The organism is Hymenobacter terrigena, assembly GCF_054776515.1.
In genome coordinates this window covers 1-26,749 of sequence record NZ_BAAHBU010000002.1, presented here as the reverse complement: position 1 = coordinate 26,749, position 26,749 = coordinate 1, and the positions used below count along the sequence as shown (strand labels likewise).

Annotated in this window: 18 protein-coding genes, 1 tRNA gene and 1 rRNA gene; 13 read left to right on the top strand and 7 right to left on the bottom strand. The window is 60.1% G+C overall.

Annotated elements, in window-relative coordinates:
- Positions 1-31 precede the first annotated feature (31 nt).
- The gene (locus ACYU7Q_RS07140) at positions 32-1,399 is read right to left on the bottom strand and encodes an FAD/NAD(P)-binding protein (RefSeq protein WP_460608754.1); all 1,368 of its coding nucleotides are present in this window, start codon (positions 1,397-1,399) and stop codon (positions 32-34) included.
- An 82-nt stretch (positions 1,400-1,481) separates the two neighbouring features.
- On the bottom strand, positions 1,482-2,450 hold the full coding sequence (gene rfaD, locus ACYU7Q_RS07135) for an ADP-glyceromanno-heptose 6-epimerase (RefSeq protein ID WP_460608753.1): 969 nt from the start codon (positions 2,448-2,450) through the stop codon (positions 1,482-1,484).
- Positions 2,451-2,529: 79 nt separating this feature from the next.
- Here rfaD and ACYU7Q_RS07130 point away from each other — a divergent pair, with 79 nt between their 5' ends.
- From ACYU7Q_RS07130 to ACYU7Q_RS07110, 5 genes are all read left to right on the top strand, one after another.
- Positions 2,530-3,441, top strand: coding sequence for an ABC transporter substrate-binding protein (locus tag ACYU7Q_RS07130; RefSeq protein WP_460608752.1), 912 nt, complete (start codon positions 2,530-2,532; stop codon positions 3,439-3,441).
- 32 nt (positions 3,442-3,473) lie between these two features.
- Positions 3,474-4,442, top strand: coding sequence for a FecCD family ABC transporter permease (locus ACYU7Q_RS07125; protein ID WP_460608751.1), 969 nt, complete (start codon positions 3,474-3,476; stop codon positions 4,440-4,442).
- Positions 4,443-4,538: 96 nt separating this feature from the next.
- Positions 4,539-4,955 (top strand): 6-pyruvoyl trahydropterin synthase family protein, encoded by a 417-nt coding sequence (locus ACYU7Q_RS07120; RefSeq protein ID WP_460608750.1) that lies wholly within the window; start codon positions 4,539-4,541, stop codon positions 4,953-4,955.
- Positions 4,956-5,078: 123 nt separating this feature from the next.
- On the top strand, positions 5,079-6,191 hold the full coding sequence (gene lpxB, locus ACYU7Q_RS07115; RefSeq protein WP_460608749.1) for a lipid-A-disaccharide synthase: 1,113 nt from the start codon (positions 5,079-5,081) through the stop codon (positions 6,189-6,191).
- A gap of 220 nt (positions 6,192-6,411) precedes the next feature.
- Complete coding sequence (locus ACYU7Q_RS07110) at positions 6,412-10,359, top strand: IPT/TIG domain-containing protein (protein WP_460608748.1); 3,948 nt, start codon at positions 6,412-6,414, stop codon at positions 10,357-10,359.
- Positions 10,360-10,533: 174 nt separating this feature from the next.
- Here ACYU7Q_RS07110 and ACYU7Q_RS07105 read toward each other — a convergent pair whose 3' ends face one another.
- Both ACYU7Q_RS07105 and clpX read right to left on the bottom strand, forming a co-directional pair.
- Positions 10,534-10,911: a hypothetical protein gene (locus ACYU7Q_RS07105; RefSeq protein WP_460608747.1), complete on the bottom strand. Its 378-nt coding sequence runs from the start codon at positions 10,909-10,911 to the stop codon at positions 10,534-10,536.
- Positions 10,912-10,999: 88 nt separating this feature from the next.
- The gene (gene clpX, locus ACYU7Q_RS07100; RefSeq protein WP_460608746.1) at positions 11,000-12,223 is read right to left on the bottom strand and encodes an ATP-dependent Clp protease ATP-binding subunit ClpX; all 1,224 of its coding nucleotides are present in this window, start codon (positions 12,221-12,223) and stop codon (positions 11,000-11,002) included.
- 443 nt (positions 12,224-12,666) lie between these two features.
- Here clpX and ACYU7Q_RS07095 point away from each other — a divergent pair, with 443 nt between their 5' ends.
- A complete protein-coding gene (locus ACYU7Q_RS07095) occupies positions 12,667-16,797 on the top strand; it encodes an ATP-binding protein (RefSeq protein ID WP_460608745.1) in 4,131 nt (1,376 codons plus the stop codon).
- Between the two features lie 420 nt (positions 16,798-17,217).
- The gene (locus tag ACYU7Q_RS07090) at positions 17,218-17,850 is read left to right on the top strand and encodes a GNAT family N-acetyltransferase (RefSeq protein ID WP_460608744.1); all 633 of its coding nucleotides are present in this window, start codon (positions 17,218-17,220) and stop codon (positions 17,848-17,850) included.
- Between the two features lie 463 nt (positions 17,851-18,313).
- Here the strand turns inward: ACYU7Q_RS07090 and ACYU7Q_RS07085 are convergent, their stop codons facing one another.
- The 3 genes from ACYU7Q_RS07085 to ACYU7Q_RS07075 all read right to left on the bottom strand — a co-directional run bounded on the left by ACYU7Q_RS07085 (position 18,314) and on the right by ACYU7Q_RS07075 (position 20,664).
- On the bottom strand, positions 18,314-19,030 hold the full coding sequence (locus ACYU7Q_RS07085) for a ClpP family protease (protein WP_277881541.1): 717 nt from the start codon (positions 19,028-19,030) through the stop codon (positions 18,314-18,316).
- A gap of 141 nt (positions 19,031-19,171) precedes the next feature.
- Positions 19,172-20,494, bottom strand: a complete 1,323-nt coding sequence (gene tig, locus ACYU7Q_RS07080; RefSeq protein WP_460608743.1) for a trigger factor — start codon at positions 20,492-20,494, stop codon at positions 19,172-19,174.
- A gap of 88 nt (positions 20,495-20,582) precedes the next feature.
- Positions 20,583-20,664: transfer RNA gene (locus ACYU7Q_RS07075), tRNA-Leu, on the bottom strand.
- Positions 20,665-20,802: 138 nt separating this feature from the next.
- Between ACYU7Q_RS07075 and ACYU7Q_RS07070 the strand changes: the two genes are divergently transcribed.
- The 6 genes from ACYU7Q_RS07070 to ACYU7Q_RS07045 all read left to right on the top strand — a co-directional run.
- Positions 20,803-23,001, top strand: a complete 2,199-nt coding sequence (locus ACYU7Q_RS07070) for a RelA/SpoT family protein (protein ID WP_460608742.1) — start codon at positions 20,803-20,805, stop codon at positions 22,999-23,001.
- A gap of 2 nt (positions 23,002-23,003) precedes the next feature.
- Positions 23,004-23,336, top strand: coding sequence for a CHY zinc finger protein (locus ACYU7Q_RS07065; RefSeq protein WP_460608741.1), 333 nt, complete (start codon positions 23,004-23,006; stop codon positions 23,334-23,336).
- A 230-nt stretch (positions 23,337-23,566) separates the two neighbouring features.
- Positions 23,567-24,037 (top strand): Fur family transcriptional regulator, encoded by a 471-nt coding sequence (locus tag ACYU7Q_RS07060; protein ID WP_460609879.1) that lies wholly within the window; start codon positions 23,567-23,569, stop codon positions 24,035-24,037.
- The gene (locus ACYU7Q_RS07055; protein ID WP_460608740.1) at positions 24,034-24,384 is read left to right on the top strand and encodes an STAS domain-containing protein; all 351 of its coding nucleotides are present in this window, start codon (positions 24,034-24,036) and stop codon (positions 24,382-24,384) included. Before ACYU7Q_RS07060 ends, ACYU7Q_RS07055 begins: the two co-directional genes overlap by 4 nt.
- 108 nt (positions 24,385-24,492) lie before the next feature.
- Positions 24,493-25,761 (top strand): adenylosuccinate synthase, encoded by a 1,269-nt coding sequence (locus ACYU7Q_RS07050; RefSeq protein WP_460608739.1) that lies wholly within the window; start codon positions 24,493-24,495, stop codon positions 25,759-25,761.
- 905 nt (positions 25,762-26,666) lie between these two features.
- A 16S ribosomal RNA gene (locus ACYU7Q_RS07045) occupies positions 26,667-26,749 on the top strand; the annotation flags it as partial.

Genomic DNA, 26,749 nt, shown 5'->3' with positions numbered 1-26,749 from the left:
AAAGCCCCGGAATTTTATTCCGTGGGCTTTTTTATTGTGCCAGATACGCCGCCAGCGCCACCGCCTGCTGCCGCAGCTCCGGCACTGCCGTCGACTCAAAATACGCCGGCCGGCGGCTGGGCCCGAGCGTGAACAGGCCCGGCGAAACCGCACCGGCAGCATTCAGCAGCGCGCCGTGGGCATCGGTTAGCAGGCCCAGGTGCAATGGGTCGGGAGTAAGGTCGCCGGCTTCGCGCAGGCTCACCACCAGCGGAGCGGAAATGCGCGAATAATTCAGCAGCGGCCCTGCGCAGCTGACAACGTGGTTGGCGGTGTACCAGCAGGTATCCGGGTCCTGGCACCGTACTCCCACCCGCAGTTGGTCGCCATCGGGCACAATCTCGCGCACCGTGCCGATGTGCAGCTGCACCAGCCCGGCGGCCGTGAGGGCCGCCACCGCCTCTGCATTCTGGGGCGGGCTGCGGTGCCGCGCCACGGCCCACAGGCCCGCCAGATGCTGCAGAAACCGGCGCTGCTCCGCCAGCGGCCACGCCGCCCAGATGCGCCCCAGGTCGGGCCGAAGCGAGTCCAGCACCGGCCGCCAGTCGAGGCCTTGAGCGGCGGCCAGTTTCAGGTGCCGCTTATACGCCGCCACCACGCCCGTTACCGTGGTTTCGTGGGCCAGTTCGGAGTAAAAACTGGGGTAGGAGGCCGTGGCCGGGCCGTGCGCCGATGGCCAGCGGCCGTGCCGGGCCACCACGGTAATGGGTGCCCGGTGGCCATCCTGGCGCAAGGCCAGCAGCACATCTACCGCCGTCAGGCCCGAGCCGATGAGCAGCACGTCCTCATCGGGGCCGATGCGGCGCAGGTTGCCGATAGCCCACGGGTCGGCGTGGTAGCCGGGGTGCTGGAGGTAGCGCTGGTCGGGGCCGGTGGGGGGCGGGGGCGGGAAATTGCCTAGCGCCAAGACCACAATGTCGCTGCCGATTGCCGTGCCATTGGCCAGCTGCACGGCGCGGCGGCCATCGGACAGGAGCGGGGCGGCTACGGCGGTGGTCTGATGCCAGTGCACGGCAGCCGTGGCTAATTCCGGCGCCAGCTCCTCGTGCAGGTAGCGGCCGTAGGCGGCGCGGGAGGCGAATTCGGGCAGGCCGGCGGCGCTTTCGGGCTGGGTTTTCAGCCAGTCGGCAAAGTGATTGGGCTCGTCCGGATACAGGCTCAGGCCGCTGGGGCGCACGTTGAGCAGGTATTCGGGGCGGCGGGCGGTGTAGGCCAGGCCGGGGCCGGGCACCTCACGCGGCTCAATGAGATGAATTTCGGCCGCGGCCAAAGCTGGTTGCCGCCGCAATTGCAACACCAGCGCCGTGCCCGCGAAGCCGCCGCCCACAACGGTAATAACTGGACGAGCAGTTGGTTTCACAGGCGAAGGACGTAGCGCGGACTTTTAGGCCGCGGGTGGAGCAATGGAGCAGGCAGGGCAACGCGCGGACTAAAAGTCCGCGCTACATGTACCGGCCCGGCACGAGGTAGTTCTGCACGTAGTCCTGAATACCGTCTTCCAGGCGCGTAAACGGCCGGTCATAGCCTATGCTTTTGAGCTTGCTCATATCGGCCTCGGTGAAGTACTGGTATTTATCGCGAATATCCTCGGGCGTGTCCCGGAACTGAATATCGGCCGTGCGGCCCAGGGCGTTGAAAGTATTCAGGGCCAAATCCAGGAAGGTGCGGGCCTGGCCGCTGCCCAGGTTGTAGATGCCGGAATGCGTGCGGTGGTTCAGCAGGAAAAAGCATACTTCCACTACGTCCTTCACGTACACGAAATCGCGCATCTGCCCGCCGTCGGTGTAGTCGGGGTTGTGCGATTTGAACAGCATCATCGAGCCCGACTGCTGAATCTGGTGGAAGGCGTGCATTATCACCGACGCCATGCGGCCTTTGTGGTACTCGTTGGGCCCGTACACGTTGAAAAACTTCAAGCCGGCCCAGAAATACGGCTTTTCCTCCTGCTGCAACGCCCAGTTGTCGAAGTCATTTTTCGAGTCGCCGTAAGGGTTCAGCGGACGGTAGAGCGGGAACAGCGCTTCGTCGGTATCGGTATAGCCCAGCATGCCGTCGCCATACGTCGCGGCCGAGGAAGCATACACCAGCGGCAAATTATACCGCACGCAAGCCTGCCACATCCGCTTGGAATAGTTCAGGTTGAGCACGTCGAACACGGCCGGGTCCATCTCGGTGGTATCGGTGCGGGCCCCGAGGTGGAAAATGAATTCCACCTGCTCATGATTGGCATCGAGCCAGTCGAAAAACGTTTCGCGGTCCACGTACTCGCGCAGCTTTTTGCCTTCGATATTCGGCAGCTTCTTTTCGATGGAAAAATTATCCACCACGACGATGTCGTTGAAATTGGCGGCGTTGAGGCGGGAAACTAGGCAGCTGGCAATGAAGCCGGCCGCGCCGGTGACTACTATCATGGGAGCGGAGATTGAAGCGGGGGAGGGCAAAGGTAAACCGGCGCGCCGGGCCGTGAGGCCGCCCGCCTACCTTTGCGCCATGCGTGTTCTGTTGCTGCTTTTACCCCTGGCCCTGCTGCTGGGTTGCCAATCCGACGCCGGGAAAACGGGCACCGTGGCCGTGCGCGACGACCTGGGCCGCACCCTCACCCTGCCCGCTCACCCGCGCCGCGTGCTGGCCCTGGCTCCCAGCATGACCGAAATTCTGTTCGCCGTGGCCGATACCGCCACCATCGTGGGCCGCGTGCCGCAGGACGATTACCCCGCCGCCGTTTACCGCAAACCCGTGGTGAACAACTACCCGCTCGATTTGGAAAAGCTGGTTCTGCTCAAGCCCGACGTGGTTTTCACCATCGAAGGCATCACGTCCGTCGATGACGCCAAACGCCTTCAGGACCTGGGCATTCCGGTGTATTTCCAGCGCTACCGCCGCGTCGATGATGTGTTCAAGGGCATCGACGACGTGGGCCGGCTATTGGGCCGCACCGCCCAGGCCCGGCGCCTGACGGATTCGCTCCGGCAGCAGCTCCGGCAGCTCACGCTTTCGGCCACTCACCTCACAACCAAAACCCCCAAGGTGCTGGCCATTACCTGGCTCGACCCCATTTATTGCTACGGCCAGAATACATTGTTCACCAATGAGATTCGCTTCGCCGGCGGGCGCAATGCCATCACCGAAACCTTCCCGCAGCCCTACCCGGCCCTCACCCGCGAGTACGTGCTCAAGCTGAACCCCGACGTACTGCTCGGCGGCAGCTTCGAGAAGCTGGACAGTACGTTCTTCAAAAATTACCCCGAACTGCGGCGCATCAACGCGTATAAAAACCGGCGCGTGTTCCCCATCACCGGCAACCTCATGGAACGGCCCGGCCCCCGCGTGGTGGAGTCGGTGCGGGAGCTGCAAGGCTTACTAAACCAAGCCCCGGCCAAACCGCCCATTCCTACTCGCTGATGCCGGTACGTCGTCCTGCATTATGGTTGGTTGTGAGCATCCTGCTCGTGCTGGCGCTGTTGGTGCTGGGCTTGCGCGTGGGCAGCTACACCACGTCGTATTCCTTCATTCTGAATACTTTTCAGCACTACAATCCCGCCGACCCCGCCCAACTCGTGCTGGTGCAGCTGCGCCTGCCGCGGCTGCTGCTGGCGCTGCTGGCCGGGGCCAGCCTGGCCGTGAGCGGCTCCCTGCTCCAAACCCTGGTCACCAACCCGCTGGCCGACCCGTACCTGCTGGGCACGGCCTCGGGGGCCTCGCTGGGAGCTATTGCTTCTTATGTTTTGGTGCCGTCGCTCACGCTTGTGGGCGTGTATCTGCCGCCGGTAGCGGCCTTAGCAGGGGCCTTCGCCGCCACGCTGCTGGTGGTGGCGCTGGGTACCCGACGCGGCAAAATCCTGCCGGCCCCACTGCTGCTGGCGGGCGTGGCCGTGGGGGCACTGGCGGCGGCCGTGGGCAGCCTGCTCACCTTTCTGGCTTCGCCCGAGGGCAGCCTACGGAGCGTGGTGTTCTGGGCATTCGGCAGCTTCGAGCGGGCCGGGTGGGATGTGCTGCCGTACCCGGCCGCTGCGCTGGGCGTCAGCCTGTTTGTGCTGGCCTTCCTGCAAAAAGACCTCAACCTACTGCTGCTGGGGGAGGAGCGCGCCGCTGCTCTGGGACTGCCGGTGGCGCAGCGACGCTGGCTGCTGGTGCTGTTGGCGGCCGGCCTCACGGGCGGCGTGGTGGCGCTATGCGGGCCGGTGGGTTTCGTGGGCTTGCTGGTGCCGCACCTCACGCGGGGGCTGCTGGGCACCACGGGCCGCTACAATCTGCTGGTGTGCGCAGTGCTGGGCGGGGCCTTTTTATTGGCTTGCGACCTGCTGGCCCGGCTGCTCTACCCGCCGGCCGGGCTGCCAGTGGGGCTGGTCACGGCCCTGTTCGGGGTACCCTTCTTCGTATATTTGCTGCGGAAAAATAATTAAGCTGTTGGCTGATTGCTGACAGCGGTAAGCCTTTTTTAGAAGCGCTTATTCGGAAGCTCACGGCTAATGGCTAGTGGCTAATAGCTATAAATCAGAATGATATACATCAGTCGCCAGGAACATTTCAACGCCGCCCACAAGCTCTTCAACCCCAAGTGGAGCGAGGAGCGCAACCGCGAAGTGTTCGGCCCCTGTGCCAATACCAACTGGCACGGCCACAACTACGACCTCATCGTGACGGTGAAGGGCGAGCCCGACCCCGAAACCGGCTTCGTGGTCGACTTAAAGGCCCTGTCCGACCTGCTGCGCACGCACATCACCGACCAGGTCGACCACAAAAACCTCAACCTCGACGTGCCCTTCATGGCCGGCCAGATGGCCAGCACCGAAAACCTGGCCATCGCCTTCTGGCAAATCATCGAGCGTGAGCTGCCCGCCATCACCCCGGCCAAGCTGCACTGCATCAAACTCTACGAAACGCCGCGCAACTTCGTGGAATATTACGGCGGCTAGAAGTTTTGAATGCTGAGGGTTGAGTGTTGAATGGATAGCGGCGGTTTCATTCCGAAGCAACAGCAACATCTGCGCATCAACCCTTAACTCAAAACTCAACATTCAAAACTCAACACTCTTCCAGTGAAGTATTACTTAATAGCCGGCGAACGGTCGGGCGATTTCCACGCTGCCAACCTCATGCACGAGCTGCGCGGGCAGGATGCCGACGCCCAGTTTCGCTACTGGGGCGGCGACATGATGCAGGCCGAAGGCGGCGAGCTGGTGCGCCACTACCAGGACCTGGCCATCATGGGTTTTCTGGAGGCGGCCACCAGCATCCTCAAGTTTCGCGGCTACCTGAAGCAGTGCCAGGCCGATATTCTGGCTTACAAGCCCGACGTGCTGATTCTGGTGGACTACGCCGGCTTCAATATGCGGATGGCGAAATTTGCCAAGGAGCAGGGCATCAAGGTATTCTATTACATCTCGCCCAAAATCTGGGCCTGGAACCAGGGGCGCGTCGAGAAGGTGAAAGCCTACGTCGACAAGATGTTTGTTATCCTGCCCTTCGAGACGGAGTTCTACCAGAAATTCAACTACCCCGTCGACTACACCGGCAACCCCACGGCGGATGCCGTCGCTGAGTTTCAGCCCGCGCCCGACTTTTTCGAGCGCAACCGCCTCGAGCCCGACAAGCCTATTATTGCCGTATTGCCGGGCTCGCGCAAGCAGGAAATTGAGGAAATGCTGCACGAGATGGTTGCCATTCTGCCGGGCTTTCAGGAGTATCAGTTCGTGGTGGCCGGCGTGAATAACCTCGACCCTAACTACTACAAGCACTTTCACCGCAACGGCATCCGCTTCGTCTTCGACCAGACGTTTGACCTGCTCAGCCACGCCACGGCGGCCCTCGTCACCAGCGGCACGGCCACGCTCGAAACGGCTCTCTTCGACGTGCCCCAGATTGTGTGCTACCGCACCAGTTCGCTGAGCTACGCCATCGGCAAGATGGTTATTAAGGTGCCCTACATTTCGCTGGTGAACCTCATCGCCGGCCGCGAGGTGGTGAAAGAGTTGATTCAGGGCGACTTCACGGCCCGCAACCTGCTCGACGAGCTGCGCACCCTGCTCACCGACCAAGCCTACATGGCCCGCATGAAGGCCGGTTACGCCGAGCTACGCGAGAAGCTCGGACAGAACCAAGCCGCCAAAAAAACCGCTGAGTTGATGATGAGCTACCTACAGGCCTCGTAGCGTCCAGCTAAGTTTCATTACTGTCACTACACAAAAAAAAGTCCCTGGTATTTCCAGGGGCTTTTTTTGTGTTTAATAAACAAGCTTTGTTGTTCTGGTTTAAACCAGCAGCCGTTGTGGAAGGAATTGTCGACTAAACCAGCCGTTTAGCAGACAAAATGCCTAACTCAACAAGGGTTATTCCTTAGATTTACTCTTGCATACCAATTCCCTCTTTTTAATGATACAACGTTACTCACGCTGGCCGGCCACCCTTCGGCCGGCAACAAGCGGCCGGAGCCGTATCGGAGCCTTGCTACTGGCCATGGGCCTGACGTTCGGAGCCCAAGCTCAACAAGCCGCACCTCAATTTTTCGAAGCCGATGCCGAAGCCCGCCGCGTGGCCGCCGCTTCGCCACTCGCGGCGGCTTTGTTCCACTCGCAGGCCCTCACATTGGATGTGAACAGCCTGCAGGCGGCCTTGGCCACGGCTCCGCCCGAAACCCGGACCGATGCCGCGCCGCTGGTGCTGGCACTGCCCCGGCCCGATGGCAGCACCGGCCGCTTCGCCGTGCGCGAAACCTCGGTAATGGACCCGGCGTTGGCGCGTAAGTACCCGACTATCAAAACCTACGCCGGCGTGGGCCTCGACGACCAGCAGGCCTCGGTGCGCCTTGACCTGACGCCGCAGGGCTTCCATGCCCAAGTGCTGGCGGGGGGCGGCAAAACGTATTACATCGACCCCGTTAGCCATACCGATAACCGCCACTATCTTGGCTTCTTTCGGCAGGACATGAACCGGATGGCCGCCGGCCCGATGCCGGCCTGCGAATTTGCGCCCACCGCCGAAGACCTGAAAGACAGCCGCCTGCGCCTGGCGGCTGCCACTGCCGCCGGCAAGGCCCTGGCCAGCGGCTCGCAGCTGCGGACCTACCGTCTGGCGCTGTCTAACACCCCCGAGTATGCCCTAACCAAGGGCAACACGGTAGCCAGCGTGCTGGCCGCCGAAGTCACTACCGTGAACCGGGTAGTGGGCGTGTATGAGAAGGAGTTGGCCGTGCGCATGGTGCTGGTGCCCAACAACGACCAGCTCGTGTTTCTGAGCGGTATCGGTACGCAGCCTTCGCCCACGTTCAGCAACAGCAATGGCGGCGCCCTGCTGGGCCAGAACCAGGCCAACGTGGACCGCATCATCGGCTCGGCCAACTACGACATTGGCCACGTGGTGAGCACCGGCGGCGGCGGCATTGCCGGCCTAGGCGTGGTGTGTTCCTCGTCCAGCAAGGCCCAAGGGGTAACCGGCCTGCCCAATCCCGTAGGCGATGCCTTCGACATCGACTACGTGGCCCACGAAATGGGGCATCAATTCTCCGGCAACCACCCTTTCAACGGCAATGCGGGCAGCTGCGCCGGCGGCAACCGCAACGCCACCACGGCCTGGGAGCCGGGTTCGGGCACGACCATTATGGCCTACGCCGGTATTTGCACCCCTACCAACGACCTGCAGCAGCACTCCGATGCTACCTTCCACACCGGTAATTACCAGGAGATGCGGGCCTTTATTACCAGCACGGCCTGTGGCACTAATTCGGCCACCGGCAACACGGCACCTGTGGTCACGGCTCCGGCCAGCGGCAAAACCCTGCCCATGGGTACGCCATTCAAGCTGACGGCCACGGCCACGGATGCCGAAAACGACCCCCTGACGTATATGTGGGAAGAAATGGACCTCGGCCCGCAGCAGGCCCCGAACGACGCCCAGGCCACGAACCAGAACGTGCCGCTGTTCCGCTCCTTCGTGCCCATGCTGGACGGCACCCGCTACTTCCCGCGCCTCACCGACCTGGTGAACAACACCACCGTCATCGGCGAGCGCCTGCCCACCGTAACGCGCACCCTGAAATTCCGCTGCACGGCACGCGACCAGCACAGCGGCCCTGCCGGTGTGATTGGCGGTGTCGACTACAGCGCTTTTGTGAACCTGAACGTGGTGAGCACCGCTGGCCCCTTTGTAGTTTCGGCCCCCAATACGGCCGTGAGCTGGACCGGCGGCACCACGGAGGCCGTGACCTGGAGCGTGGCTGGCACCGACGTGGCCCCTGTGAGCTGCGCCACGGTGAACCTGCGCCTGAGCCTCGACGGCGGCCTGACCTACCCGGTGCTGCTGGCTGCGGGCGTGCCCAACAACGGCACCGCCTCGGTAACCGTGCCCAATGTGAGCACGACCCAGGCCCGTGTGATGGTGGAAGCGGAGGGCAACTACTTCTTCGATATTTCGAATGCCAACTTTACCATTGCGCCAGGTCCAGGTGCCACCATCACCAGCTTCACGCCCGCGAGTGGGCCGGCCGGCACGGTGGTTACCATCACGGGCACCAACTTTACCGGGGCTACGGCTGTGAGCATCAACGGCACTGCCGCTACGTTCACGGTGGTATCGGCTACCAGCATCACCGCAACGGTGGCGGCCGGTACCACCAGCGGCCTCATCAGCGTGACCACGCCAACAGGCACTGCCGTATCGGCTACGCCGTTCTTGGTTGGGGTGCCGCCCATGATTACCAGCTTCACGCCCGCTACGGGGGCAGTGGGTAGCACAGTGGTCATCACCGGCACCAACTTCACGGCGGCGTCGCAGGTAACCTTTGCCGGCACGAGCGCGCCGGTTTATTCCGTGAACTCGGCCACCCAGATTACCGTGGTGGTGCCCATTGGGGCAGTCACGGGCCCCATTGCGGTGACTACGCCGCTGGGCACGGGCACCTCGGCTACCAACTTCACCATCCCGGCGGCCCCGGCTATCACCTCGTTCTCGCCCATCACCGGCATACCCGGCACAGTCGTAACGATTACTGGCACCAACTTCACCGGCGCCACGCAGGTTACCTTCAACGGCACGGTGGCTCCGGTGTTCACGGTGGTTTCGGCTACCCAGATTACCGTAACGGTACCCTCCGGTGCTACCACGGGCCTCATCACCGTGACCACGCCCAACGGCATCGCCGTTTCCACCACCCGTTTCACGCTGCAGGTACCGGTCATCACCTCGTTCACGCCCACCAGCGGGCCGGTGGGTACGCTGGTGACGATTACCGGCAACTATTTCACCGGGGCTACGCAGGTAACCTTCAACGGTACTGTCGCGACGACATTCACAGTGGTTTCGGCCACGCAGATTACCGCGGTTGTACCCACCGGAGCTACTTCGGGTCCCATTACCGTAACCGCGCCCCTGGGCAGCGGCACTTCGGCCACGCCTTTCCTACTTCCGCTGGCCAACGACCAGTGCACCGGGGCCATCTCGCTGGCCTGCGGGCAAACCGTGAATGGCACTAATCTGGGCGCCACGGCCACCGGCGACCCCACGGCCACCTGCAGCGGCGTCCGCATCGGTCCGGGTGGCGTGTTCTATACGGTGGTGGGTACCGGGGCCAGCATGACCGTGACCACTTGCAACGCCATCACGGACTTCGATACCAAGCTATTCGTATTCTCAGGCCGTTGCGGTGCCTACACTTGCGTAGGGGCCAACGACGATACCAGCACGAGCACCTGCTCGGCCGTGACGTTTGCTTCGCAGTACGGCGTCAACTACCTCGTCTTTGTCAATGGCTACGATGCCACCGAAGTGGGCAACTTTGGCCTGACGCTAACCTGCGCCACGCCGCCTGCGGCCCCGGTCATCGCCAGCCTGAGCCCCACCAGCGGCCCGGTGGGCACCACGGTTACGGTAACGGGTAGCAATTTCACCTCGGCCACGGCCGCCACCATCAACGGCGTGCCCGTAACCGGCTTCACGGTGGTGAATGGCACCACCATTACCTTCACCATCCCGGCCGGCGCTACTTCCGGCAATGTAGTTATCACCACGGCCACCGGCATCCCCAGCAATGGTATGGCCTTCACGGTAACGACTACTGCCACGGCTACCGCCGCCGCCCAGCAAAGCGAGTTCAGCGTGTATCCCAACCCGGTAGCCGGCCGCGGCACCCTGAACCTGAAGCTGGCCACCGCCACCACCTCGGCCCAGGTTACCCTGCGCAACGTGCTGGGCCAGTCGGTAGCCACCCGCACCTTCAGCGGTACAGCTACCGAACTGCCCATGACGGGCCTGGCCGCCGGTACCTACTTGCTCACGGTGCAGGCCGCCGGCCGCGCGCCGAGCGTGCAGCGCGTGGTAGTGGAGTAGTCAAATTTGATAGGATAACGTCCAGTCGCGTAAAGAAAAGGCCCGCCAATTGGCGGGCCTTTTTTTGTGTGGATGTGGTTAGCCATCCATCTGCATGCCGGGCAGTGCAGCATCTCCGTTCATGTAGAACGTCAGCATATGGTTGGCATCATGAATGGTTTCGAAGGACCAATCCTACATAACAGGTTGTAACAGTCCATCTATTACTGGAATTGAAATGCTCGTGAGCCAGAATTCAGTGGCAAAGTCATTAAGGCGAAAGTCCGGTCGCCAATTTCGAAACTCGTCTTCAATAATGGGAATAAGCTTCGGAATCAACTCTGCGTAACATCGCTCAATGTGCCGATAAAAAGCCTGTTGTTCCGGAGTCGGGCCATCTTCCGTGGCATTGATGTAGCATCCAATGGCTTTGCCAGTTGGCCCGAAAATCAGTTCTTCGGTGACAAAACACGCATTGCCTGTGCGTTTGTCCAGATTTTCCTGCTGAAGTCGGCCAAACACAGCGTCGCCGATTAATACGGGCTGGCTAAATAGAAATGAAAAGAAACCCATATTGCCAATGTAACAAGTGAAGCAACAAAAATGGGAAGCCCGGCGCAAACCGAACTTCCCATTACTAACTATTCACTATCAAAAATCTTTACGCCGCCCGCATGTGCCGCAGCGGCGATTTCTCAAACTTGCTACGGCAGTAGCTCAGGTTGATTTGCAAGGCATCGGAGCCTTCCTCCGAAGGCATTTCGAACATGGCATCGGTCATGATGCTCTCGCAGATGGAGCGCAGGCCGCGCGCGCCGAGGCGGTACTCGTCGGCCTTCTCCACGATGTATTCCAGCGCGTCCTCGGTGAAACTGAGCTCGATGTTCTCCATGCCGAACAGGCGCTTATACTGGCGCACGAGCGAATTCTTGGGCTCGGTCAGAATCATGCGCAGGGTGCTGCGGTCCAGCGGGTTGAGGTGGGTGAGGACCGGCAGGCGGCCAATTAGCTCCGGAATCAAGCCGAAGCTCTTGATGTCCTGGGCCGACACATAGCGCAGGAAGTTTTTGGTGTCCACCTGCTCATCGAGGTTCGTCTTGGCGAAGCCCATCGGCTTGGTATTCAAGCGGCTCTTGATGATGCGGTCGAGGCCCGAGAAGGCGCCGCCGCAGATGAAGAGGATGTTCTCGGTGTTCACCGAAATCATCTTTTGTTCGGGGTGCTTACGCCCGCCCTGCGGTGGCACGTTGATGTTGGTACCTTCGAGCAGCTTCAGCAGGGCCTGCTGCACGCCCTCGCCGCTCACGTCGCGCGTGATGCTGGGGTTGTCGCTCTTGCGGGCAATTTTGTCGATTTCGTCGATGTACACGATGCCGCGCTCGGCTGCTTCGAGGTTGTAATCAGCCGCTTGCAGCAGGCGGGTGAGGATGCTCTCCACGTCTTCGCCCACGTAGCCGGCCTCCGTTAGCACCGTGGCATCGGCAATGCAGAAGGGCACTTGCAGGATTTTGGCCAGCATGCGGGCCAGGAAGGTCTTGCCAGTACCGGTTTCGCCCACCATGATGATGTTCGACTTCTCAATCTGCACCTCGTCGTCCTGGGGCTTCTGCATCAGGCGCTTGTAGTGGTTGTATACGGCCACGGCCATCACGCGCTTGGCCTCGTCCTGGCCCACCACGTACTGGTCGAGGTGTTCCTTGATGGCCTTGGGCTTGATGAGGTTGAACTTGGGCTGCTTGCTGGCGTCCTGCGCTTTGGCTTCTTCGTCGAGGATGTGCTGGGCCTGGCCCACGCATTTTTCGCAGATATGGGCATTGATGCCCGAAATCATGACGGCGACTTCGCGCTTGCTCTTATTGCAAAAGGAACAGGATATTTCGGCCACGGAGGGAGGTATAGAGGAAGGTGGAGGGCAAGTTTTAGAACAAGCGGGCTCAAAGATACGACAATGCCCAACGTCGGCGGCTAGAAAAATGGTGCCATTGCCTTCGCATGGGCCCGCCGCTCAGCCGTTGCCCAACTCTCTCCAATCGAACGCTGCTAGCAGCAAAAATACTGCTTTAATCTGCCTTCGGGGCGAACGGGCCGCTACCGAGCGGGCTTCGATGCGGTGATTAAACGACTCGGTACGTGGGCTAATAGTTGCTTCGGGCAGGCCCGCTACGCGCTTGTTCATTGCTGCCGGTCACTGTTAGTCAATTTCGTAGTTCGTCTCTATATTTGGCAATCTTCCATATTTGAATTCCTGGATTAGACGGTGCTGATATGGGGATTAATTACGCGCGTTTTCGGGGATTGGTGAGGTGGTTGGTATTGGGCTGTCTGGTTGTGCCGTTTAGCTTAACCGCTGTAAGTCAGAGTCTGCCGTCGCGCAGCTTCAGCCTGGCAGAGGGGCTGCCCGAAACCAGTGTGAGCGCCCTGGCGCAGGATGGCCTGGGCCGGTTATGGCTGGTATCGGAAGTCGGAGCGGCCTGGTACGATGGCCACGCCTTTCGTTCACTCACTACCCAGTCGGGCATGCCCAATACCCGGGTAACGGCCCTGTCCGCCGACCCTGGCCCTGTCGCTGGCCTGTGGATGGGCCTGCGCGACGGCTCCCTCTGCTACTTTAACCCCACCACCGAGCGCGTGCAGCGGGTAACGCCCCGCGTCCTGGGCTACCCCACCGATGTGCGTGCCATTCTGGCCCGCGATACTGCTGCCCGGCGCCGGATATGGGTGGGCACCGGCGGGGGCGACCTCTACTGCCTGCGCTGGCCTCGGGTGCCAGGCCGGCCGGCCTGGCCCGCGTCTCCGTCGATGCAACGGGTGCCGCTGCCTGTTGGCCCGGGTAAGCAGCCCCCCGCCATCAATGCCCTGGCCCAGGGGCCGGCCGGTGCCCTGTGGGTGGCCACCGACCAGGGTCTGCGGCTGATAGACGAGTCCACCGGTCAACCACGGGCGCTACGAGAGCCGCTGCCAGCTGCCCTGGCCACTGGCCCGGTGCTATGCCTCAACGTCGCGCCCGATGGCCGCCTGTGGGTGGGCACGGAGCGCGACGGCTTATTTGTTCTCGACTCGCCTGCCGCTGGTGGTAGTGTGCGCCAATATTCCATCGCCCAAGGCTTATGCTCTGATAAAGTGCTGCGAACCGTAGCCGAGCCGGGACGGACCGGTCGCGTCTGGGTACTCACAGGCAAGGGCCTGAGCTATTTGGAGCAGGCCACGGCTCCGCTGGCCCGCTGCCTACCCGGCACTGGCCTGGTGAGCCACAGCTACCGCCGGGGCGACCTGCTACGCGACCGCGAAGGCAACCTCTGGGCCACTTCCGCCAATGGCCTCACCCAGTACCCGCCCGATGCCCGCTTTGCCATGTTCGGCCCTGCCGATGGGCTGCCCGGTGCCAAAGTGTACGCCTTGGCTAAGGCTCGGGGTACTGGGGGCAACTATTGGGTAGGAACCAATAATGGCTTGGCGCTGCTGCATCCCGGGCCGTTTCCGACCACGCGCTGCCAGGTGTTGCCCCAGCGCGAGCCCGATACCTACAACATCATTCGGGCCGTGCTGGAGCGGGCCAATGGCGACGTGTGGGCCGGTGCCACCAAAGGCGGTACCGCCATCTGGAACCCCCGACAAGCTCGCTGGCATTCGCTGAATGCCCAAATTCCGGAGTTGAGCGACGCCACTGTAGCCAGCTTGGCCGAGGACCAGCACGGCCGCATCTGGCTGGCCACCGAAACCCAGGGCCTGATAGTGTACGACCCCGCCACGGCACACTACCAGCAATACGTGGGGCCGACCCTATGCGGCGCCCGGCGCGTGATGAAGCTCTTGCGCAGCCACACCGGCACCATCTGGCTGGGTACCGAAAATTCCGGCTTGCTCGAAGCGCAGGAAACCGAACCGGCCAGCCCCGGTGCGCTGCCCGGTCTGCGGTTCCGCGCCGTGGCCCCCCGGCCGACGGGGGCCGAGCCGCTCAGTATTTTTTCAATGAGCGAAGATGGCCAGGGGCGGCTGTGGCTCAGTAGTTTCGGTGAAGGCATGTTTTGCTATGACCCGGCGCGCCCCGCCGCGGGCCTGCGCCGGGTGCCATTGCAGGATATGCCCGGTGCGCACGTCAACAACCCCTACTTTGTGCAGTGCGACGCCAGCGGAGCCGTCTGGTTGGGCACTACCCGGGGCTTACTGCGCTACATACCCGCCACTGGCCGCCAGGATTTTTTCGGCCACGAAGAAGGCTTCATTGGTCAGGAAACCGGCATCAACGCTGTGCTGGCCGAGCCCAACGGCGTACTATGGGCTGGCACTGTGTTCGGCCTGATGCGCTACACGCCCGCCGGTGCCCACCCCAACCGCGTGCCGCCGCGCCCGCAACTCAACGGCCTGCGCCTGTTTATGCACGACACGGTGCTGCTGCCCAATGCTCGCCTGCCGCACCGCCTCAACTACCTCACCTTCGACTACGGCGCTACCAGCCTCACCACACCCAGCCGCGTGCGCTACGAATACCGGCTGGCGGGGTTTGAGCAGCGGTGGAACGGGCCATCGGCAGCGCGCTCGGCTACCTACACCAACCTACCGCCCGGCGACTACCAGTTTGAGGTGCGGGCGGCCAACGAAGACGGGTTGTGGAGCACCGCGCCAGCGGTGTTTGCCTTCAGTATTCAACCGCCGTGGTGGCGCACTTGGTGGGCCTACGCGCTGTATGCAGTGGGTTTTGCCTGCATAATCTATGGGGTGCGGGCCTACACCCGCAACCGGGAGCGGGAGCGCGCCGACCGCCAGCTGGAACGCCAAGCCCTGCAGCACCTCCAGGAGCTGGACCGCGTGAAAACCGACTTCTTCACCAACGTCAGCCACGAGTTTCGCACCCCGCTCACGCTCATTCTTGGGCCGGCCGAAGTGCTGGCCAACGAACCCCCTGACCCAGCCGTGCGCCGCCAAGGCGGCCTGGTGCTGCGCAATGCCCGCAAGCTGCTCACGCTCATCAATCAACTGCTTGATTTGAGCAAGCTCGAAGCCGGGGCCTTGCACTTGGTGCTCAGCCCGGGCGATGTGGCGCTGGCCGCACAGCAGGTGGTTTCGTCCTTCGCTGTGCTGGCCGAAAGCCGACAAATTGACCTGACCTGTCAGGTGCCCGCGCAGCCGGTACCATTGGTGTTTGACGCATCTAAGCTGGAAGAAATCCTTACAAATCTGATAGCTAATGCCTTGCGTTTTACCCTGGCTGGTGGGCGCGTAACCGTGACCGTAGCCGAGGAGCCGGCCACGGCCGCCGCTCCCGCTGGCAGCGTCAGTATTGCTGTGCAGGATACTGGTCCCGGCATCGCCGCCGAAGATGTGCCGCACTTGTTCGACCGTTTCTTTCAAGCCCGTAATAATGGGAGGGAGGCTCGTCCTACCGGCACTGGCATTGGCCTGGCACTGGTGCGCGAACTTACCGTGCTGCACGGTGGCACCGTGGCCGTGGCAAGCCAACCGGGGGGCGGTTCTACCTTCACGGTGCAGCTGCCGCACGGTCTGCCCGCTGCATCGACCAGCGAGGAACTGGATTCAATTGCTGGAACAACGAGAATTAGCGCCACTCATCCGGAACCGGTATTCTTGCCCGGTTCCGACAGGCAAGACTTCAGTGAGTTAGCACAGGCCATCGCCGAGCCCGACCTAGTCCTCATCATCGAAGACAACGACGAGGTGCGCGAATTCATCCGTGCCACGCTGGCCCCGGCCGGTTACCGACTCCTGCTGGCCGCTACCGGCGATGCCGGCCTGGCGCTGGCCCGCGCCGAAGTGCCCGACCTCGTGGTGAGCGATGTGATGATGCCCGGCCTGGACGGCTATCAAGTGTGCGCGCAACTGAAGGCCGACGTTGCCACCAGTCACATTCCGGTGGTGCTACTCACGGCCAAATCCGGCCCCGCTGCCAAGCTCGAAGGCCTCGAAACCGGGGCCGATAGTTTCCTGGCCAAGCCTTTCAACCCTCGTGAGCTGCGGGCGCAGGTACGCAATCTGCTGGCGTTGCGTCGGCAGGTGCAAGCCCACTTTGCCCCCGTGCCCCCAGCGGCACCCGCCCCCGCACCGCTCGCCAGCTTGGAGCCGGCACAGGCGGCAGTCCACACCGCCGCCGTCGCCGGTCAGCTTTCCCTCGACCAGGATTTCCTGCGGCGCGTAAGCGAATCAATGCTGCGCCACTTGGCCGATGAGTCTTTTGGGGTCGACGAGCTGGGGGCCGACATTGGCATGAGCCGCACCCAGATTCACCGCAAGCTGAAAGCCCTTACCGGGCAGTCGCCGGGCGAGAGCCTCCGCACAACTAGGCTAAACAGGGCGCTGGCGCTTTTGCAGGCGCAGGTCAGCACAGTGGCCGAAGTGGCCTACCAGGTGGGCTTTAGTAGCCCCGCTGCTTTTTCTACTGCCTTCTCGCGGCAGTTTGGCTTTCCGCCCAGCGCGGTGGCCCGGCAAGGCGTTAAAGTAGGGTAGAAGGAAATTTAAACGGAAATTTTTATTAGTAAAATTCAATAAATTATTGATGTATGAATAGTGGGTGTAAGGGTAATGCCTTTTGTGGTTACAGAATAATTTTGAGTTGATTTTATAAAATAATGAGTTTTTGTAACGTTTACGCATGCGGCGGAACGTTAGCGAATGCATTTGCAACATTGGCGAAACGCATCTGGGGAAGGAAAACCGTGCTTTGGTATAGCCAGTCAACTCAGGCTGGTGATAAACCTTCCGACATGGAAAAACACTACTCATTAGACAAGGCGCCCACTCGTGTGCGAACTGCTTGGCTGGGCCTGCGGCTACACCTTATCACAAGCCGGGAATAACTGAGCGGGAAATATCCCTGGGAAAATTCATGCCTGCCATCATCTAACCAATTGCTTCGCCGATGCGCCTATGCACCCCGCCACAACCCTGCCCGCCCGTCGCCTTGAGCCTGCCGATATGGTGTGGGCCACCGCCCTGCTCGAATCTGCCTGCGCCGACCACCCCGTACTAAAATACTGCTGCACCGGCCCCGAAGCCCGAAGCCAGAAAATATGGCTGCTGGAGCAGATGCTGCACTTCGGCCTGCGCTATGGCCGCGTGTACACCAATGCCGATGCCAGCGCCATTGCCGTGTGGCTGGGCCCCAGCCATCCGGCCGTCACACTACGGCGGCTGTTGCGCACGGGCCTGCTGCCCGCCGCCCTGTGGCGGCTCGATTGGGCCGGGTTTCAGCGGCTGCGGCACTTTCTGGTGGCCTCGGCGTGGCTGCGTCGCCAGAGCCTGACGGCTGCCAGCCACTACTACCTGCTGGCGTTGGCTGTGCGCCCCTCGGCCCGGGGGCACGGTCTGGGCCGCCGCCTGATGCAGGCCACTCTAGCCGCCATGCAAGCCACCCATGCCCCATGCTACCTCGATGCCCAACGGTCCGAAGTCCTGCTGTTTTTTCAGCGGTTGGGTTTCCATACCACCGGCCAGTGCTCTGCTGGCCACGACGCCGAAGCACCCATGAATTGGGGCCTCATGCGCGAGGGCCACGCCTGAACGAGTCGTATATGCTTCCCCACTACCACAAGTTGCCCTGCCCTTACCCATTGAAAACAAGCTTTTGCCTCCTGTCTTATCCGACACCTTGTGACTTGCCTTCGTGCTGCGTTTTCCAAATACTCGCCCTAGGACAACCAAGCAACGCGACTCCCGGCGCAAGTCACGCTTCCAATCCTTACCCATGGAATCACATGCCCAACATCTGCAATTAGTCTTTTTGGCTTCCACCATCACACCGGCCTGGGGTACAGGCTGGGTTTTTACCGCTACTCCACCCCAGCCATCGCGCCCGACGGGCCATTACGCAGTTCCCGTCCGGCTCCGGCTGGCCGTTATTAGCGCCTAGACTTTTCCTCAAATCCAATCAATAAAAAAAGCCCCTGCCAAATCAGCAGGGGCTTTTTTAAACAGAATCGACTATAAAATCCGTGGGTTCAGTCAAATCCGACTGAATCCGTGATTAGGCTTTCTTTTTCTCGAGCACCTCGTCAATCAGGCCGTACTCTTTGGCCTCGTCGGCACGCATCCAGTAGTCGCGGTCCGAGTTGTCGTGGATTTCCTGGTAAGTTTTGCCGGTGTGCTGCGCCAGAATGTCATACAACTCCTTCTTCAGTTTTAGGATTTCACGCGCCGTAATCTCGATGTCCGACGACTGACCCTGCGCCCCACCCGAAGGCTGGTGAATCATCACCCGGGCGTGGGGGAGGGCCGAACGCTTGTTGGCAGCGCCGCCCGCGAGCAGCACCGCGCCCATCGAGGCGGCCAGACCCGTGCAAATCGTGGCCACGTCGGGGTTCACGTACTGCATGGTATCATAAATGCCGAGGCCGGCATACACCGAGCCACCGGGCGAGTTGATGTAAAGCAGGATGTCTTTCTTGGCATCAGCCGATTCCAGGAACAGCATTTGGGCCGTCAGAATGTTGGCGATGTAATCGTCCACGGCCGTTCCCAGAAACACGATGCGGTCCATAATCAGGCGCGAAAACACATCGATTTCACGGAAGTTCTGCGGACGTTCTTCGATAACCGAGCGGGTCATGTTGGTGGGCAGCATCATGCCATTGCGCACCTGGCCTTCCATGTGGTTCAGGTACTGGTCAACGCCCAGGCCGCTCAGTCCCTGGCCTTTCACGGCAAACTTGCGAAATTCTTGTCTATTCAGTAATGGATTCATTGGAGAAAAATGGGGTGCGGGCCTGCGCTCGCACGGGTGAGGTTAGTAAGACGGACGAAGAAAGCGAATGTTGCTGGAAACCCAACAAAAAAGCCCCTACGTTTCCGTAAGGGCTTTTCCAAAAATCGGGTTGCGCAGGGTTTAGCTGTGCAGGGTCCGGAATTCTTCGGCCGTTACGGGCTTGTCCGTAACAACAACTTTGCCGCGCAGGTTTTCGAGCACTTTCTCTGCCAGAATGGCCTCGTACTCGTTCACGTAGTTCTTGCCGTTCTCCTGCTTGAGGTATTCGTTGGCGTAGTTGCGCATCGATTCGCGCATCTCGTCGGGCATGTTCGGCATGTTGAACTGGCCCATGATTTTGTCGAGCGTGCGGTTCACAATCTCGTCGTTGCTCACTTTCAGGCCGGCTTCTTCCACCACCTTGTTGCGAATCATGCTCCACTTCAGCTCCTTCTCGTAGTCGGAGTAGTGCTCCTCTACTTTCTCGGGCGTCAGTTTGCCTTCGTTGGCACGCACCAGCCACTTCTTGAAGAACTCCGTGGGTACTTTGATGCTGGTTTTTTCCACCAACTGCTCCACGATGCTGTTGTTCATCGCACCGTCGCTCTCGCGGTCGTAGTTCTGCTGGATGGTTTCGCGCACTTTGGCATCGAACTCTTCCTGCGAAGACACAGCCTCGGGGCCAAACACTTTGTCGAACAGCTCCTGGTTCATCTCCGGGGCAGCCGTGCGGTTCACTTTCTCCACGCTCAGCTCGTAGTCGCCGGTTGCTTCAGCGGCTTCGGCTTTGCTCAGGCCGGTGAAGTTCGAAATCGAAGCCGCGTCGTTGCTGAAAGCCGCTTGCAGGTCGAACGTCACCACGTCACCCGCCTTCTTGCCGATGAACTGGGCCTGGTCGCCGGTCACCTTGCTGATGGGCAGCAGAATGGTACGGCCTTCGCCTTCTTCGCCAGCCTTCTTCAGCTTGCCGAAGAGGTAATCGCCAGCCTCCGAAACCTCGGGGTTGGTCGTCTCGCCGTACTGACGGGCGATTTGCTCGTTGGTCTGGGCCAGCGTCTCGTCGTCGAGGCTTACCTGGTGGCGCTCCACGGCCAGGTCGGCGGGCAGTTCGAAGTCGGGCAGCAGGCCCAGCTCAAACTGGAAAGCGAAGTCTTTGTCGGTATCGAAATCGACGTTGCTCGGCACGGGCAGGGGCTCACCCAGCAGCTTAATATTGTTCTCCTTAATATAGGAGTCAACGGCTTTGCCCAGCATTTTGTTGATTTCCTCGCCCAGAATGCCTTTGCCGTACATCTTGCGCACCATGCCCACGGGCACCATGCCGGGGCGGAAGCCCTTCACCTGGGCGCGCTTGGTGTATTCCTTAATCTGCTTGTCGACGGTAGGCGCGTAATCGGCTTCGGTCAGGTTCACGGTCAGCAGCCCGGTCAGCTGCTCGTCGTTCTTGTCGAGAGTAATGTTCAAAACAGGGAGCCAGCTGCTGCCGGCCAGATTGAAAGGTTGAAAAAAAAGCCCCCAGCCTATACGACTGAAGGCCTGCATCAAATAAAAGTGCGGATAGAGGGACTCGAACCCACACGCCTTGCGGCACCAGATCCTAAGTCTGGCACGTCTACCAATTTCGCCATATCCGCATATGGGGTGCCGCAGCCGTTTGCTACGGGCCCGCAAAGGTACTCGGGAAAACCATTGTGTGCAAAGTCTATGTATAACTCGTATCGAAGGGGTGGCGGGGCCACCTTTTCCGCCCCGGCGTTGTTACTTTACCCATTATGCCTCCCGTAATCTCTCCCGAAGCCGAGCGTCAGGAAATCCTGCGCCACTACCGCCGCCTGCTGCGCACCGCCAAGCCGTACCTGAAAGATGGCGACCCCAAGCTGATTAAAAAGGCTTTTAATCAGAGCTTAGAGGCGCACAAGGAGATGCGGCGCAAGTCGGGCGAGCCCTACATTCTGCACCCGCTGGCCGTGGCGCAGATTGCGGTGGAGGAAATCGGGTTGGGTACCACGAGCATCGTGGCTGCCCTGCTGCACGACGTGGTGGAGGACACGCCTACCGAAATTTCGGACATCGAACGGGAGTTCGGCACCAAGGTGGCCCGCATTATTGATGGGCTGACTAAAATTTCGGGCGTATTCGAGTACGGTACCAGCGAGCAGGCCGAGAACTTCCGCAAAATGCTGCTCACGCTGAGCGAGGACGTGCGCGTGATTCTCATCAAAATCGCCGACCGCCTGCACAACATGCGGACGTTGGATTCGATGCCGCGCCACAAGCAACTGAAAATTGCTTCGGAAACGCTGTATCTGTATGCGCCGCTGGCCCACCGCCTCGGCCTCTATACTATAAAAAGCGAGCTGGAGGATTTGTACCTCAAATTCACCGATACCGAGACGTACAACGAGCTGAAAGCCAAGGTGCGGCAGAGCCAGGCAGCGCGTAACCGCTTCATCAAGGAGTTTGTGCAGCCGATTGATGAGGAATTGAAAGCGCAGGGTTTCGACTACGAAATCAAGGGGCGGCCGAAAAGCATCTATTCTATCCTCAAGAAGATGAAAAAACAAAACATCACTTTCGAGGAAGTGTATGATTTGTTTGCTATCCGGGTGATTCTGGACGTGCCGCCGGAGCAGGAGAAAGCGGCTTGCTGGCAGGTGTATAGCATTGTGACGGACTTCTACCAGCCCAACCCCGACCGACTGCGCGACTGGGTGAGCACGCCCAAAGCCAACGGCTACGAAAGCCTGCACACCACCGTGATGTCGCGCGCCGGCCAGTGGGTGGAGGTGCAAATCCGCTCGCGCCGTATGGACGACATCGCCGAGAAAGGCTATGCCGCGCACTGGAAGTACAAGGACACTGGCAGCATTCAACCTGAAAGCTCGCTCGAAGGCTGGGTAAACAAAGTGCGCGAGATGCTGGAATCCAATAATTCCAGCGCCCTGGAATTCATGGACGAATTCCGCCAAAACCTCTTCGTGAAGGAGGTTTACGCCTTTACGCCCAAAGGCAAGCTGGTCATTCTGCCCGACAAGGCCACGGCGTTGGATTTTGCGTTTGATATCCACTCGCAAATTGGCATTCATTGCCTCGGCGCTAAGGTGAACCAGAAGCTGGAGCCGCTGAGCTACCAGCTTCACAACGGCGACCAAGTCGAAATCCTGACCTCGCACAAGCAGCGTCCCACGCCGGAATGGCTCAACTACGTCATCACGACCAAGGCCCGCTCCAAAATCAAGGATTTCCTGCGCGACGACAAACGCGCCAAGGCCGAAGACGGCCGCTTCCTGCTCGAAAAGCGGTTGGAACTCATCGGCGTGCCCTTTACGCAGGACAACTTCAACCGACTGCTGGCTTATTTCAACGCACCCAGCGCCCAGGAATTCTACTACCGCCTGGCCGTGGGGCAGATTGACGGCCGCGCCATCCGCGAGTCGCTCTTCACGTCCGAAAAGCCGCTGCCGGCCGTGCTCGAACCTAAAACTTTCGAGAACGAAGTTCAGAAAATTCGCGGTGTGCGCCCCGATATGCTGGTTGTAGGCGAGCACACGGATAAGTTCAACTACAGCATTGCCCGCTGCTGCAACCCCATTCCCGGCGACGACGTGTTCGGCTTCGAAACCGACCAAGGCCTCATCATCCACCGCACCAGTTGCCCCCGCGCCGTCGACCTCATGTCGAATTACGGCAACCGCATCGTGCGCGCTAAATGGACCGACCAGCTCGAACTGGCCTTCCTGGCCGGCGTGCGCCTCAAAGGTTCCGACCGCGTGGGCCTCGTCAACGATGTCACGCGCATCATCAGCACCAGCCTCAAGGTTAACATGCGCTCCATCACCATCACCGCCGATGATGGTTTCTTCGAGGGCCAGATTATGGTTTTTGTCAACGACACCGACCACCTTACCAAGCTTATCCAGCGCCTCAAAAAAGTCGAGGGCGTGCTCCAGGTCGAACGGTTCGATTCATAAAAGTGAAAGCCACCAAATCCATCACCATCCACGGCACCAACGTGAACGAGCGCACCCAATGCGCCCACTACCACTCCGAGCGCGACCTCATTGCCATCCAGCACAAGTGCTGCGGCGAGTTCTACGCCTGCATTCAGTGTCACAATGAAGCCGTCAGTCACCAAGCCAAAGTTTGGCCCAAAAGCGAATTCCAAACCGAAGCCATCTATTGCGGCAGCTGCCACCAAACCTTAAGCATCGCTCGCTACTTAAGCTGCGATAATACCTGCCCGTACTGCCAAGCCGCCTTCAACCCCGGCTGCGCCAATCATTACCACCTCTATTTTGAACAATAGGCGCTGGCAACCGCGCCTACTCGGCCCCCCTCTTCACAGGAGAGAGAGGCGGGGGAGGTGACTTAGTTAGAACGTACTTTTGTCCTGCCGACTTACACCATATATATACAGTGAGTAAATCCCAAACAGTCCCTGCCAACGCCGCCGACGCGTCCGGCCAGGGCACGGGCGGCTCATCCGAAACCGGCTACGCGGCCAAGCACACGCCCAGCCCCGCCTCCGAGGCCACGCTGAACACCGATAAGCTTGATGAAGTCCGCAAGCTCTTCACCGCCCACCTCGAAAACAAAGGCCTCCGCAAAACCGGTGAGCGCTACGCCATCCTCGAAGAAATCTACGCCCGCTCCGGCCATTTCGACGTCGATGAGCTTTACGCCGGCATGAAGGAGCGCGGCTTGCAAGTAAGCCGCGCCACCGTCTATAATACCCTCGATTTGCTGGTCGAGCAAGGTCTCGTCAGCAAGCACCAGTTCGGCCGCAACCTCGCCCAGTACGAGAAGAGCTACGGCTACCGCCAGCACGACCACGTCATCTGCACCGAATGCCATAAAGTGGTGGAATTCTGCGACCCCCGCATCCACGGCATCCAGACCATGGTCGGCGACCTGCTGAACTTCTATATCTTGCACCATTCTTTAAATCTGTACGGCATCTGCGGCGACTGTCGCGCCCAGGCCGCCGCCCGAAACCCCAACGCATGACCACCACCAGCACCGTCGACAACGGCATCCTGTTTGTGCGCCTCAACGGCGACCTCATCGGCAGCCCCGACACCGACCAACTCCTCCAATCCGTCAATACGCACCTCGGCGAAGACCTCAACCAGTGCGCCGTCGACCTCTCCGAAATCCGCTACATCAACAGCACCGGCATCGGCGTCCTCGTCTCGCTCCTCACCAAATTCCGCAGCCGTGGCGGCGAGATGGTCCTTATCAACCCCGCCGACCACCCCAAAAAGATGCTGGCCATCACGAAGCTAAGCAACATCTTCACCGTTTCGCCCGACGAAGCCACCGCCCGCCAACAGCTAATCCCGGCCGCCATTTAGGCGGCCGTTTTTTTGTCCTAGCCAACAACAAATCAAAATTTAATTATTCACCGTCAGGCTCTATTCTCTTTTCAAGAGGGGCCGGGGGTGAGGTTTTCACACAAGCACATGCCAGTAGACGTATTAGTAGGCCTCCAGTGGGGCGATGAAGGCAAAGGCAAAATCGTAGACGTATTAGCGCCCACCTACGAAGCCGTCGCCCGCTTCCAGGGCGGCCCCAACGCCGGTCACACCCTCACCTTCGACGGCATCAAGCACGTCCTGCACCAGGTCCCGAGCGGCATTTTCCACCCCCACATCCTCAACATCGTCGGCAACGGTGTCGTCCTCGACCCCGTCGTGTTCCGCCAGGAGCTCCAAAAACTCACCGATAGGGGAGTAGACTGGTCCAAAAACCTCTACATCTCCAAGAAAGCTCAGCTTATCCTCCCTTCGCACCGCGCCCTCGACCGCATCAGCGAAGAAGCCCGTGGCAACACCAAAATCGGCAGCACCCTCAAAGGCATCGGCCCCACGTATTCCGATAAAATCGGTCGTGTAGGCCTCCGCGTCGGCCACATCCTGCTCCCCGATTTCGAGCAGCGCTACCAGGAAGCCGTCGCCCAGCACGCCGCCATCGCTGCTCATCACAACAAGCAGCTCGAAATTGACGCCCTCGAAGCCGACTTCTTCTCCGCCGTCGAATTCCTCCGTACCCTTCAGCTTACCAACACCGAATATCTCCTCAACGACCTTCTCACTCAAGGCAAGCGCATCCTCGCCGAAGGCGCCCAGGGTTCCTTATTAGATATTGACTTCGGTTCCTACCCCTACGTCACCTCCTCCAGTACCATCGCCGCCGGCGCCTGCACCGGCCTCGGCATCGCCCCCCGCCACATCAACAAAGTCTACGGCATCACCAAAGCCTACTGCACCCGCGTCGGCAGCGGCCCATTTCCCACCGAGCTCCACGACGAAGTAGGCGAGCAAATTCGCCAGGCCGGCCGTGAGTTCGGCTCCACCACAGGCCGCCCCCGCCGCACCGGCTGGATAGACCTGCCCGCCCTCCGCTACGCCATCATGCTCAACGGCGTCACCGAGCTTCATCTCATGAAAGCCGACGTCCTCGACGGCTTCACCGAAATTCAGGCCTGCACCCACTACCGCACCGCCACCGGCGAAAGCACCCCCCAACTGCCCGACCCCGGCGAGCTCACCACCGTCACCCCCGAGTACATCACCCTCCCCGGCTGGAACTCCGACCTCACCACTATCACCGACGCCGCCCAACTCCCCCCCAACCTCGTCGCCTACCTTGAATTCCTCGAAAAGGAACTGCAAGTCCCCATCCGCATCGTCAGCGTCGGCCCCGACCGCGTCAGCACTCTGCACCGCTAGCCCACTTATACAGGTAGTCCAGGGCGCCCAACTCAAGAATAAAGCCCCGCGAATGTCCTCCCATAACAAATAGGAGGGCATTCGCGGGGCTTTCTCAATTCTTGATAGGAAAGAATTATTACCGCTTCCGATTACTTTAATGCCAGCAGCAGGACGTTTTCAAAGCAAAAACAATCCATCCACAAGTTGCAATCAGTGCCATCCAGAACCATCAGCTTCTGCCATGCCCAGTTGTATTCACCTTCATTTCGTTGTATACCCGTCATCCCAGTCAAATTTTTCGTCGCATCAATCAGCTACTTACAACCCTGCTTCACCTATTTCGTATAAAGCCGCTTGCCGCCCCAAAATCTCCTCCTACCTTTGCAGTCCCGAAACGTCAAACGGACCACAGGGCACGCCAAAACGCAAGTTCTTGGCAAAATTTGAAAGGTTACGGAACTCCCGCAATGACTAGCTTGTCTATCCATCGCGCCACTCGCAAGCTTCCAGAATTTATTTCTCGAATCCCTTGCAAAGCTGAAAAAAGCCACCGTACCTTTGCAACCCGCTTCAACCGGAAGCGCTCAATCTTGAAAAGCGAAACAAAAAAGATTTAAAAAATTTTTCGCTCTAAAGTTTGAAAATAAGAAAAATTTGCTACCTTTGCACTCCCAAAACGAACAAAGCGCCGCAAGTATCACGGTAAGGGATTGAAAAACAATCCACACTGATGTTTCAAATGGAAACATCACACGTTCTTTGAATGACGGAAACAGACAAAATAGTAAGTGTTCCACTTGGTTCTTCTTCGGAAGAAGCATAGTGAAACAAACCAAGCGAAACGAATTTGACCATAATGTCAATACGTGAGCAAGGTCAGCACTCGACATCAGCCCATCTTCGGATGGGTGTAGAAACATTTTACAATGGAGAGTTTGATCTTGGCTCAGGATGAACGCTAGCGGCAGGCCTAATACATGCAAGTCGAACGGTGGTAGCAATACCA